We start from the raw sequence: 11911 nt of genomic DNA, 5'->3' as shown, positions 1-11911 counted from the left end.
CTCGCCGCTAGCTACGGTTGCCGTACTCGACCCGGTTGAGCACTGACGACTGCGGATCGCCCCCGGGAAGTGGCGGCTTCGTGTCTTGCTGGACCATCAACGTGATCCCGAAGATCGCGGCCGCGCCGAGCAACAGGCCAACCACAACGCTCGCTGCGGCGGGCGCAACGATCCGGTTCATCGACGGCTCCTGGGTAATTGCGGGGCTTGCGGTCGTGACTTCAACCTAGCGCCAACCTAGCAGAAGAGCGTTCGACCGAGCGCTCGTCACCAGTGCAGACAGTGTCCGTGGAAACAGCGGTCGCCGTATTGCACCTGATAGGGCAACGCCGGGCGCGCCGGCGCCTGCACGGGGACGGCGGTGTCGTCGGCCACCGCGAGCGTGATGCCGACCGTCGTCGCGATCCCGACGGCCAACCCCGCCGCGATGCTGGCCGCGGCCGCCACCGTGAAACCGCTCATCGCCTGCTGACCTCCCCTGATGGGCAACCTACCGCTTGTGCCCCCTGGGGCCGGGGACGAAACGCCCCCCTGTGAAAGCATGGCCCGATGGCATTTTCGCGCACCTTCGCCGTGCTTGCGGCCGCGTCGGCGCTGGTGGCCGGCTGCGGCCACCACCCCGCGCCACCCGCCCACTCGTCGACGTCGAGTAAGCCGGCGGCCGCGCCCGCGCCCCCGGTGTGCGCCGACCCGGCGGCGGTGCCGGCCGCGCTGGGCATCCGCGACAAGCTGGCCCAACTCCTGATGGTGGGCGTGAAGAACGCCGATGACGCCCGGGCCGTCGTCAACGGCTACCACGTCGGCGGGATCTTCATCGGCAGCTGGACCGACCTGACGATCTTCCAGGGGCCGTTGGCGGACATCAGCGCCCAGGCGGGACCGCTGCCGCTGGCGGTCAGCGTCGACGAAGAGGGTGGCCGGGTGTCGCGGCTGAAGACCCTGATCGGCACGTCGCCGCCGGCCCGGGAGCTGGCGCAGACACAAACCGTCCAGCAGGTCCACGATTTGGCCGCCGACCGCGGCCACAAGATGCGCGACCTGGGCATCACCGTCGACTTCGCTCCCGTGGTCGACGTCAGCGACGAGGACGACGACGCCGTCATCGGCAACCGTTCCTTCGGCGCGGACCCGCAGACGGTGACCGACTACGCCGGGGCGTACGCGCAGGGCCTCCGCGACGCCGGGCTGCTGCCGGTGCTCAAGCATTTCCCCGGGCACGGGCACGGCTCGGGTGATTCGCACACCGGCGGGGTAGTCACGCCGCCGCTCGCCGACCTGCAGACCAGTGACCTGGTGCCCTACCGGTCGCTGGTGGCCGCGGCGCCGGTCGCGGTGATGGTGGGCCACCTGCAGGTCCCGGGCCTCACCGGCGATGTCCCCGCCAGCCTGAGCCCCGAGGCGGTGCAATTGTTGCGCAACGGCGTCGGCTACAAGGGTCCGCCGTTCACCGGCCCGGTGTTCAGCGACGACCTGTCCAGCATGGCCGCCATCTCCGACCGGTACGGGGTGTCGGAGGCGGTGCTGCGCAGCCTGTTGGCCGGCGTCGACGTCGCGCTGTGGGTCACCACCGACGAGGTGCCCGCGGTGCTGGACCGCTTGCAAAAGGCCGTCGCCTCAGGCGAACTGCCGACACGACGGGTGGATGAGGCGCTGGTGCGGGTGGCGAAGATGAAGGGCCCCGGCCCGACCTGCGGGCACTAGCGGCGATCGCGAGCGCGGCGTGAGCCGGCCGCCGCAACCTTGAGTGTGAACTGACGGCTTTGAGTGTGCAGTGGCGGCGCGCCCGATCGGCGTGTCGCCGCCGCAGATTCACACCGAAAGCCAACGATTCACACTCGACGGGCCAAGGCGAGGCGAAGACGGGGCAAGGCGCGGCGAAGACGGGCCGAGGCGCGGCGAAGACGGGCCGAGGCGCGGCGGCGAAGAGGGGCGCGGCGGGGCCGGCGAAGCGGGTCGCCGCATAGTCCACCCCGGGCGAAGCGGGTCGCCGCCGTGGGCACTAGTGCTGTGCGGTCCGGCCGCATTGCTTACTCTTGAGTCAGATAGACGGGCTAGAGAGGCGAGCGATGGCGGGTGGTACCAAGCGATTACCGCGCGCCGTGCGCGAGCAGCAGATGCTCGACGCCGCCGTGCAGATGTTCTCGGTCAACGGCTACCACGAGACCTCGATGGACGCCATCGCCGCCGAGGCGCAGATCTCCAAGCCCATGCTGTACCTGTATTACGGCTCCAAGGAGGACCTGTTCGGTGCCTGCCTGAACCGGGAAATGACCCGGTTCATCGACGTGTTGCGCGCCGACATCGACTTTCGCCAGAGCCCGAATGACATGCTGCGCAACACGATCGCGTCGTTCATGCGCTACATCGACGCGAACCGGGCGTCGTGGATCGTGATGTACACCCAGGCCACCAGCTCGCAGGCGTTCGCCCACATGGTGCGCGAGGGACGCGAGCAGATCATCGACCTGGTCGCCGGGCTGATGCGGGCCGGCAGCCGCGCGCCGCGGCCGGACATCGAGCACGAGATGATGGCCGTGGCGCTGGTGGGCGCCGGCGAGGCGGTGGCCAATCGGTTGTCCACCGGCGATATCGATGTCGACGAGGCGGCCCAGCTGATGATCGACCTGTTCTGGTACGGCCTCAAAGGCTCACCGGAGGAGCGGGAAGCGGCCCGGTCCCAGTCGGACGGCTCGGACGCCGCCGGCGACTAGACCCCTCCTTCGTCAGGTGGCCCCGATGCCCGTCGCCCGCACGGACCGCGGCAACCTCGACTTCTTTTGCGCGGTCGTCATCGTCGGGTTGCTGGCCGGCGTCGCCGGGTTGGCGACGACGCTCGTGCTGCGGGCGGTCCAGCACGCGACCTACCACTACAGCTTCGGCACCCTGCTGGCCGGGGTCGCCGCCAGCAGCCCGATACGCCGCGTGGTCGGCCCGATGATCGGCGCCGCGTTGGCCGCGCTCGGGTGGTGGCTGCTGCGGCGCCGCACGGACGTGCCGCCGCTGGCGGAAACCATCGCCCGCCGAGAACGCGTGCCGCGGCTCTCGTGGAGCATCGACGCCATGCTGCAGGTGGTGCTCGTCGGGTCGGGAGCATCGCTCGGCAGGGAAGGGGCGCCACGCCAATTCGCCGCGGTTCTAAGCGATTTGGGAACCGGATGGCTCAAGCGGCTCTCCGGGCGCGACCGTGAGATCCTGCTGGCCTGCGCGGCCGGGGCGGGGCTGGGCGCGGTGTATGCGGTCCCGCTGGCCGGGGCGCTCTTCTCGACCCGGATCTTGCTGGGCACCTGGCACCCGCGCGCGGTGGGCGCGGCGTTCCTGTCCTCCGGCCTGGCGGTCGCCATCGGCTCGGCCATCACGCGCGATCAACCCAACCTGCAGTGGCCGATCGAGGAATCGACCTATCTGTTGACAGCGCACGGATTGCTGTTGGCGCCGGTGGCTTTCGCGGCGGGCTGGGCCTTCAACCGGTTGATGGCCGCGGCGCGGCCGCCGCGCCCGGTGCGAAGCTGGGTGCTGATCCCGGCGCTGGCCGGGGCGGGCCTGGTAATGGGCGTCTGCTCGCATTGGTGGCCCGAGTTACCCGGCAACGGCCGCAGCATCCTGACGGTCAGCCTGGCCAGCGGCATGACCCTGGTGTCCGCGCTGGCGATCCTGGCGTTGAAACCCCTTCTGACAGCGTTGTTCCTGCGCGCCGGGGGTACGGGCGGGCTGCTGACGCCGTCGCTGGCCACCGGCGCGGCGGCGGGGGCGGCGCTGGTGCTGGCGATCAACTGGGCGAGCGGGACGCACCTGCACGTGCCGGCGGTGTCGCTGGCCGGCGCCGCCGGTGTGCTCGCGGTGACCCAGGGCTCGCCGATCTGGGCGGCGATTTTCGTGTGGGAACTCGCCCGCCCGCCGCTGTGGTTGTTTGCGCTGTTCCTGCTGACCGCGACCGCCGCCCACGCGCTGAAAGTGCTTGCCTGCGGGCGCGGTTCGACGCACGCCGGCTAGCCGGTCGCCACCGGTAGAAGCTAAAGCGGCCGGACTGTGCCGGTCAGGTGCGGGTATCCCTTGGCGATGTTGCGCAGCGAAAGGTCCCAGCCGTCGTCGTTTTCGTCGATGTAGAGACCGGCCGTCGCGGGCAGCACCAGCGGCTTGCCGAAGCGCACCGAGTACCGAGCCGCGTCCGGGATGGCCGCCTCGATGTTGGCCAATACGGCCGCGGCGCTGAACATTCCGTGCGCGATCACGGTGGGGAATCCGAACAGCTTGGCCGCGATCGGGTTGGTGTGTATCGGGTTGTGATCGCCCCCGACGACGGCGTAGCGCCGGATCAGGCCCGGGCTGATGCGCAGCACGGTGGGCGGTGGCGGCAGCTTGGGCTGTTTCTGCGGGGGCGGTTTGGGTTCGTCGGACAGGCTGGTGCGTTGCTGGTGCAGGAAGGTCGTGACCTGGTGCCACGCGGTGTCGTTGCCGACGCTGACATCGGTCACCAGGTCGACCAGCAGACCTTTGCGGTGTTCGCGCAGGTTCTCGGCGTGCACGTGCACGCCGACGGTGTCGGTGACCGCGATGGGGCGGTATTGGGTGATGTGGTTTTCGGTGTGCACCGAACCCATTGCGGCGAAAGGAAAGTCGAACCCGGTCACCAGCGACATCAGCGCCGGAAAGGTCAGCGCGAACGGGTAGGTCAGCGGCACGCAGTTGCCGTAGCGCAGGCCGGTCACCGCCGCGTACTCGGCGACGTTCGTGCGGTCGATGGGCAGTTCCTCGATGGTGACCGTGCGGGTGGGCAGTCCGCCGCCGCGGGACACCACCGGCAGGGCTCCCGCGGCCGCGCGCAGCAGATTCTTCAGGCCGCTTGGCTGGTTCATCAAGTTCTCCTATGCGCCCAGCATGGCCTGGCCGCATACGCGAATGACGTTGCCGGTCACCGCGTTCGAGGCCGGGCTGGCGAAGTAGGCGATGGCCTCCGCGACATCCACCGGCTGGCCGCCCTGCAGCAGTGAGTTCATCCGGCGGCCGACCTCGCGGGTGGCCAGCGGGATGGCGGCCGTCATCTGGGTCTCGATGAATCCCGGTGCGACGGCGTTGATGGTGATGCCCTTGTCGTAGAGCTCCGGGGCCAGCGCCTGGGTCAGGCCGATCATCCCCGCCTTGGTGGTGGCGTAATTGGTCTGGCCGCGGTTGCCCGCGATGCCGGCCATCGACGACAGGCCGATCACCCGGCCGCCCTCGCCGATGCTGCCGTTGCCGACCAGCCCCTCGGTAAGGCGCAGCGGGGCAAGCAGATTGACGGCCAAGACGGCGTCCCAGCGCGCATCGTCCATGTTGGCCAGCAGCTTGTCGCGGGTGATCCCGGCGTTGTTGACCAGGACGTCGGCGTGGCCGCCGTGATGCTCGCGCAGGTGCTCGGTGATCTTGTCGACGGCGTCGGGGGCGGTGACGTCGAGCCACAGCGCGGTGCCCCCCACCCGGCTGGCCGTCTCGGCCAGCGCCTCGGCGGCCGATTCGACGTCGATCGCGACGACGCGCGCACCGTCGCGGGCGAACACCTCGGCGATCGTCGCGCCGATGCCGCGGGCCGCGCCTGTCACGATGGCGACCTTGCCGTCCAGCGGCCGTTCCCAATCACCCGGCGGTGTGGAGTCCGCCTCCCCGACGTAGAACACCTGGCCGTCCACGTACGCCGACTTGGCCGACAGGATGAACCGCATGGTCGATTCCAGGCCCGTCGCAGCGGGTTTGGCGTCCGGCGACAGGTACACCAGCGCGACCGTGCTGCCGTTGCGCAGCTCCTTGCCCAGCGAGCGGGTGAAGCCCTCCAACGCGCGCTGGGCGATCCGCTCGTGCGGGTTGGCGGCGCCGTCGGGCGTGGTGCCGACCACCGCCACGCGGGCCGAGTGGCCCAGGTTGCGCAGCAGCGGGGTGAAGAACTCGTACAACCCCTTGAGCCCTTCGGGCGTGGTGATGCCGGTGGCGTCGAAGACCAGCCCGCCGAACTTGTCGGCCCAGCGCCCGCCCAGGTTGTTGCCGACCAGGTCGTAGTCGGCGTCCAGCGCCGCGCGCAGCGGCTCGACGACTCTGCCCTGCCCGCCGATCAGCAGCGCCCCGGCCAGCGGCGGATCACCGGCGCGATAGCGGCGCAGCGTCTCGGGTTGGGGAACACCGAGCTGCTTGGCGAGAAACGAACCAGGACCGGAGTTGACGATCTGAGAGAACAGATCGGACGAGACCTTGGGAGCCACCGGAGCTACCTTCCATGTTCTTGCGAAGTCGGGGTATGCCTACAGCACAACCGTATCGAGGACGAACTTACTGCAGAGTAAGAACAGTGGGTAGTATGGCCCCAGACGGGCGAATCCCAAACCGATAGACCGCACGAGCACGGAGAAAACAGTGGCCCCTGCAAGTTCTGAGGCAAGTACACCGGCTGCTCAGCGCAGCTCCGAGCGGCGGCGCGTCGCCATCCTGGGCGGCAACCGCATCCCGTTCGCCCGGTCCGACGGCGCCTACGCCGAGGCCTCCAACCAGGACATGTTCACCGCCGCGCTGGGCGGGCTGGTGGATCGCTTCGGGCTGGCCGGCGAGCGGCTCGGCGTGGTGGTCGGCGGCGCCGTGCTCAAGCACAGCCGGGACTTCAACCTCACGCGCGAATGCGTGCTCGGTTCGCAGCTGGCGTCGTACACGCCGGCGTTCGACCTGCAGCAGGCGTGCGGCACCGGCCTGCAGGCGGCCATCGCCGCCGCCGACGGCATCGCGGCCGGCCGCTACGAGGTGGCCGCCGCCGGCGGGGTGGACACCACCTCCGACGCGCCGATCGGCCTCGGCGACAACCTGCGCCGCACCCTGCTGAAGTTGCGCCGCGCCAAGTCCAACGTGCAGCGGCTGAAGCTGGTGGGCACTCTGCCCGCGACCCTGGGCGTGGAGATCCCGGTCAACAGCGAACCGCGCACCGGGCTGTCCATGGGGGAGCACCAGGCGATCACCGCCAAGCAGATGGGCATCTCGCGCGTCGCCCAGGACGAGCTGGCCGCCGCCAGCCACCGCAACATGGCCGCCGCCTACGACCGCGGCTTCTTCGACGACCTCGTCACGCCGTTTTTGGGGCTGTACCGCGACGACAACCTGCGAGCGGACTCGTCGGCCGAGAAGCTGGCCAAGCTGCGGCCGGTGTTCGGCGTCAAGGCCGGCGACGCGACGATGACGGCCGGCAACTCGACCCCGCTGACCGACGGCGCCTCGGTCGCCCTGCTGGGCACCGACGAGTGGGCGGAGGCCCACTCGCTCACACCGCTGGCGTACCTGGTGGACTCCGAAACGGCGGCGGTCGACTACGTCAATGGGCGGGACGGCCTGCTCATGGCGCCCACGTACGCGGTGCCGCGGCTGCTCGCCCGCAATGGCCTGAGCCTGCAGGACTTCGATTTCTACGAGATCCACGAGGCGTTCGCGTCGGTTGTGCTGTGTCATCTGCAGGCGTGGGAATCCGAGGAGTACTGCAAGGGGCGGCTGGGGCTGGACGCCGCGCTGGGCTCGATCGACCGGTCCAAGCTCAACGTCAACGGCTCCTCGCTGGCCGCCGGCCACCCGTTTGCCGCCACCGGCGGGCGGATCCTGGCTCAGGCCGCCAAGCAGCTCGCGCAGCGAAAGGCCGAGCAGAAGGGCGCGGGCAAGCCGGTGCGCGCCCTGGTCTCGATCTGCGCGGCGGGCGGCCAGGGAGTGGCCGCGATCCTGGAGGCCTGACCGTCGGGCCCATGAGATGGGTCACATCGGGTTAGCGATCGAAGGCGGCGGGTATCCGTGACCCCGGATGGCCCCGTGTTGTGGTCTGACCCCCCGACCCCGACGGCAATACGGGGCATCCCCCGGAACGACCGCCTGTCGGTCTTGGCCGATGGGCGTCCGAAAAGGGCCGCCGCTGGAGTGAGGGGATCCAGCGGCGGCCTTTTTGGTGTTCTGACGGTCAGACCGACGCAAAATCCCCCGCCTCGCACGCGAGGCGGGGGATTTGTGCGTCCCTACGAAGCGGCCTAGAAGGCGGCCTCGTCGAGCTCCATGATGTCGTTGTCCAGCGTCTCGATGACCTCGCGGGTGCTGGTCAGCATCGGCAGGAAGTTCTTCGCGAAGAACGACGCCACCGCGACCTTGCCCTCGTAGAAGGCCTTGTCGTCACCGCTGGCGCCGGCGTCGAGCGCCGCCACGGCCACCGCGGCCTGACGCTGCAACAGCCAGCCGATGACCAGGTCACCGACGCTCATCAGGAAGCGCACCGAACCCAGACCCACCTTGTAGAGGCTGGTCACGTCCTCCTGCGCCGCCATCAGGTAACCGGTCAGCGAGGTCGCCATGGCCTGAACGTCGGTCAGGGCCTTGGCCAGGTACTCCCGTTCCGTCTTCAACCGCCCGTTGCCGGACTCGCTGTCGACGAACTTCTGGATCTGCTCGGACACGTGGGCCAGCGCCACACCCTTGTCGCGGACGATCTTGCGGAAGAAGAAGTCCTGCGCCTGGATGGCGGTGGTGCCCTCGTAGAGCGAGTCGATCTTGGCGTCCCGGATGTACTGCTCGATCGGGTAGTCCTGCAGGAAGCCGGACCCACCGAACGTCTGCAGGCTCTCGGTCAGCTTGGCGTAGGCCTGCTCCGAGCCGACACCCTTGACCACCGGCAGCATCAGGTCGTTGACCTTCACGGCCAGCTCGGCGTCCACACCGTGCAGGGCCTCGGCCACCGAGGCGTCCTGGTAGGTCGACGTGAACAGGTACAGCGCCCGCAGACCCTCGGCGTAGGCCTTCTGGGTCATCAGCGACCGGCGCACGTCGGGGTGGTGCGTGATGGTCACCCGCGGTGCCGTCTTGTCGGTCATCTGGGTCATGTCCGCGCCCTGGACCCGGGACTTCGCGTACTCCAACGCGTTCAGGTAACCCGTCGACAGGGTCGCGATGGCCTTGGTGCCGACCATCATGCGGGCCTGCTCGATCACGTCGAACATCTGCGCGATGCCGTTGTGCACCTCGCCGACCAGCCAGCCCTTGGCGGGAACGTCGTGCTGGCCGAAGCTCAGCTCACAGGTCGCCGACACCTTCAGGCCCATCTTGTGCTCGACGTTGGTGACGAACACGCCGTTACGCTCGCCCAGCTCACCGGTCTCGAAGTCGAACAGGAACTTGGGCACGAAGAACAGCGACAGGCCCTTGGTGCCGGGTCCGGCGCCCTCGGGGCGCGCCAGCACCAGGTGGAAGATGTTTTCGAACAGGTCGCCGGAGTCGGCCGAGGTGATGAATCGCTTCACACCGTCGATGTGCCAGGACCCGTCGTCCTGCTTGACAGCCTTGGTCCGCCCGGCGCCGACGTCGGAGCCGGCGTCCGGCTCGGTGAGCACCATGGTCGAACCCCAGCCGCGCTCGGCGGCCAGGACGGCCCACTTCTTCTGCTCCTCGGTGCCGAGGTGGTACAGGATGTTCGCGAAACCCGCGCCGCCGGCGTACATCCACACGGCGGGGTTGGCGCCCAGGATGTGCTCGTGCAGCGCCCACAGCAGCGACTTGGGCATTGCCACGCCGCCGAGGGCCTCGTCGATGCCGACCTTGTCCCACCCGGCCTCGATGACGGCGTGTACGGACTTCTTGAAGGATTCCGGCAGCGTCACCGAGTGCGTCTTCGGGTCGAAGACCGGCGGGTTGCGGTCGCCCTCGACGAACGAGTCGGCGATCGGCCCCTCGGCCAGCCGGCTCATCTCGTTGAGCATTTCGTTGGCGGTGTCTACGTCCAGGTCGCTGTATTCGCCCTGGCCCAAGGCCTTGTCAACGCCCAATACCTCGAACAGGTTGAACGCCTGGTCGCGGACGTTGCTCTTGTAGTGGCTCACTACGGTCCTCCTCGTTGAGAATGCCACTTGTGGTTGGGTACTAGGTCTAAGTTACCCACCAGTAACAACACCTAAAATATCGTTAGCGTCAGTGGGATGCAAGCGGATGTGAGCTAGATTTCATTGCCTAATTAACCAACCGGTTGGGAAGGGTGCGCCGATGCCGTCGAAAACCCGCGCTACCTGCGGAGACGGGCGCGGGACGGGCGATGTGCCGGGCGTCACTGCGGTGCCGGTCGTCGACCTGCGGGCCGATCCGGCGCGGTTGCGGGACGGTCTGCGCGAGGCCGCCCACCGGGTCGGATTCTTCTATCTGACCGGCCATGGGGTCGCCCCGGAATTGGTGACGCGGATGCTCGAGGCCGCGCGCCGGCTCTTCGCGCTGCCGCAGCACGACAAGGACTCGGTCGCCATGGTGCGCAGCCCGCATTTCCGCGGCTACACCCGCCTGGGCGGCGAGGTGACCCGCGGCGAGGTGGATTGGCGCGAGCAGATCGACATCGGGCCGCAACGTCCGCCGATCGGCGGGCTGGGCAAGTCCGACTACCGGTGGCTACAGGGTCCCAACCAGTGGCCGGCCGCGCTGCCCGAGCTGCCCGGACTCGTCGAGGAGTGGGACGCCGCGCTGTCGGCGGTGGCCCGCACCCTGCTGCGGCACTGGGCGGCCTCGCTGGGCAGCCCGGCGGACGTGTTCGACCCCGCCTTCGCCGAAACCCCGGCCACGCTGATCAAGATCATCCGCTACCCGGGGCGCGCGGCCGGCTCCCAGGGCGTGGGCGCGCACCGGGACGCCGGGGTGCTCACGCTGCTGCTGGCGGAGCCGGGCAGCCGGGGCCTGCAGGTGCGGCGGGCGTTCGACGACGCCTGGATCGACGTCCCCCCGCGCGAGGGGGCGTTCATCGTCAACATCGGTGAACTGCTGGAGGCGGCGACGCGCGGCTACCTGCGGGCCACCGAGCACCGGGTCAACCTGCAGGGCCCGGCGACCGACCGGATCTCGGTGCCCTACTTCTTCAATCCGCGCCTCGACGCGCGGATACCCGTGCTCGCGCTGCCTCGCGAACTCGCGGCGGGCACCGGGACTGACTGGGCGGCGTCGCAGGATCCCGCCGACCCCATCTTCTCGGTCTACGGCCGCAACGCCTGGAAGAGCCGGCTGCGCTCGCACCCGGATGTCGCTTCCGCGCATGGGTATTCGGCAGAGCGCTTAGAAAACGAGTAAGGGTGTCCGCGCCGGGACGATGCGCGCCGGGTAGGGTCGGACCCGAAAATACGTCTGGCGCTCTAGGGGCGAAAAAGTCCGGTGAACTCGAACAACAAGCTGACAGCGTCGTCACTTCGTGAGGCCTTCGGTCATTTTCCGTCTGGTGTGGTGGCCATCGCCGCCGAGGTGAACGGAACCCGGGAAGGGCTGGCCGCCAGCACCTTCGTGCCGGTCTCGCTGGACCCGCCGTTGGTGTCGTTCTGCGTGCAGAACACCTCGACGACCTGGCCCAAACTCAAGGACCTGCCCATGCTGGGCATCAGCGTGCTCGGCGAGGCGCACGACGAGGCCGCCCGCACGCTGGCCGCCAAAACCGGCGACAGGTTCGCAGGCCTGGAGACCGTCTCCCGGCCCACCGGGGCGGTGTTCATCAAGGGCACCGGCCTGTGGCTGGAAAGCGCCATCGAGCAACTCGTTCCCGCCGGTGACCACACGATCGTCGTGTTGCGGGTCAGCGAGGTGACCGTGGACGCCGACGTGGCGCCCATCGTGTTCCACCGGAGCAATTTCCGCCGCTTGGGCGCCTGAACCGGGGCCGCCGGCGCGCGCTAGGGCCGGTGGCTGAGTTCTTCCCGGAAGCCCTGGATGCGGCTCTCGAGTTCGGCGGCGTCGTTGTGCCGCCCCTCCTTCTGCGCGAGCTGGGCGCGCACGGACAATTGCCGGATTGCGGTCCGAATGTTGTTGATGCTGGCGGTTTCTCGCCTGGGTTCCATGAGCTGCCTTTCCGGTCGTTGGTACAGCGGCCGTCCATCCGGACGGCCCGACAGGATGCAGGTTGGTTACCCGGGTACCGCGACGC

12 protein-coding genes are annotated in these 11911 nt (G+C 69.1%); 6 read left to right on the top strand and 6 right to left on the bottom strand.

The window, feature by feature from the left end:
• Positions 1-7 precede the first annotated feature (7 nt).
• A complete protein-coding gene (locus W7U_RS25100; protein WP_007769006.1) occupies positions 8-181 on the bottom strand; it encodes a DUF2613 domain-containing protein in 174 nt (57 codons plus the stop codon).
• An 86-nt stretch (positions 182-267) separates the two neighbouring features.
• Positions 268-462: a DUF2613 family protein gene (locus tag W7U_RS19860; protein WP_008261786.1), complete on the bottom strand. Its 195-nt coding sequence runs from the start codon at positions 460-462 to the stop codon at positions 268-270.
• An 87-nt stretch (positions 463-549) separates the two neighbouring features.
• Between W7U_RS19860 and W7U_RS19855 the strand changes: the two genes are divergently transcribed.
• The 3 genes from W7U_RS19855 to W7U_RS19845 all read left to right on the top strand — a co-directional run bounded on the left by W7U_RS19855 (position 550) and on the right by W7U_RS19845 (position 3990).
• Positions 550-1701: a glycoside hydrolase family 3 N-terminal domain-containing protein gene (locus tag W7U_RS19855; protein WP_008261785.1), complete on the top strand. Its 1152-nt coding sequence runs from the start codon at positions 550-552 to the stop codon at positions 1699-1701.
• Positions 1702-2066: 365 nt separating this feature from the next.
• Entirely contained in the window at positions 2067-2711 is a 645-nt protein-coding gene (locus W7U_RS19850; RefSeq protein ID WP_008261784.1) for a TetR/AcrR family transcriptional regulator, read from the top strand.
• Positions 2712-2736: 25 nt separating this feature from the next.
• A complete protein-coding gene (locus tag W7U_RS19845) occupies positions 2737-3990 on the top strand; it encodes a chloride channel protein (RefSeq protein WP_008261783.1) in 1254 nt (417 codons plus the stop codon).
• 20 nt (positions 3991-4010) lie between these two features.
• Here the strand turns inward: W7U_RS19845 and W7U_RS19840 are convergent, their stop codons facing one another.
• Both W7U_RS19840 and W7U_RS19835 read right to left on the bottom strand, forming a co-directional pair.
• Positions 4011-4853: a MaoC/PaaZ C-terminal domain-containing protein gene (locus W7U_RS19840; protein WP_008261782.1), complete on the bottom strand. Its 843-nt coding sequence runs from the start codon at positions 4851-4853 to the stop codon at positions 4011-4013.
• A 9-nt stretch (positions 4854-4862) separates the two neighbouring features.
• The gene (locus W7U_RS19835) at positions 4863-6227 is read right to left on the bottom strand and encodes a 3-oxoacyl-ACP reductase (protein ID WP_008261780.1); all 1365 of its coding nucleotides are present in this window, start codon (positions 6225-6227) and stop codon (positions 4863-4865) included.
• 151 nt (positions 6228-6378) lie between these two features.
• On the opposite strand from W7U_RS19835, the gene W7U_RS19830 reads away from it, so the two are divergent.
• Positions 6379-7725, top strand: coding sequence for an acetyl-CoA C-acetyltransferase (locus W7U_RS19830; RefSeq protein WP_008261765.1), 1347 nt, complete (start codon positions 6379-6381; stop codon positions 7723-7725).
• A gap of 287 nt (positions 7726-8012) precedes the next feature.
• Here the strand turns inward: W7U_RS19830 and W7U_RS19825 are convergent, their stop codons facing one another.
• Positions 8013-9848, bottom strand: coding sequence for an acyl-CoA dehydrogenase (locus W7U_RS19825; protein WP_008261764.1), 1836 nt, complete (start codon positions 9846-9848; stop codon positions 8013-8015).
• 160 nt (positions 9849-10008) lie between these two features.
• Here W7U_RS19825 and W7U_RS19820 point away from each other — a divergent pair, with 160 nt between their 5' ends.
• Together W7U_RS19820 and W7U_RS19815 are read left to right on the top strand one after the other, a co-directional pair.
• Positions 10009-11070, top strand: coding sequence for a 2-oxoglutarate and iron-dependent oxygenase domain-containing protein (locus tag W7U_RS19820; protein ID WP_170320617.1), 1062 nt, complete (start codon positions 10009-10011; stop codon positions 11068-11070).
• Positions 11071-11151: 81 nt separating this feature from the next.
• Entirely contained in the window at positions 11152-11640 is a 489-nt protein-coding gene (locus W7U_RS19815; protein WP_008261762.1) for a flavin reductase family protein, read from the top strand.
• A gap of 20 nt (positions 11641-11660) precedes the next feature.
• Here the strand turns inward: W7U_RS19815 and W7U_RS26545 are convergent, their stop codons facing one another.
• Complete coding sequence (locus W7U_RS26545) at positions 11661-11825, bottom strand: hypothetical protein (protein WP_008261761.1); 165 nt, start codon at positions 11823-11825, stop codon at positions 11661-11663.
• Between the last annotated feature and the right edge of the window lie 86 nt (positions 11826-11911).

It is taken from the genome of Mycobacterium sp. H4Y (assembly GCF_000364405.1).
Classification (GTDB): Bacteria; Actinomycetota; Actinomycetes; order Mycobacteriales; family Mycobacteriaceae; genus Mycobacterium; species Mycobacterium intracellulare.
The sequence above is the reverse complement of the archived record's forward strand: the minus strand, read 5'-3'. Positions and strand labels throughout refer to the sequence as shown.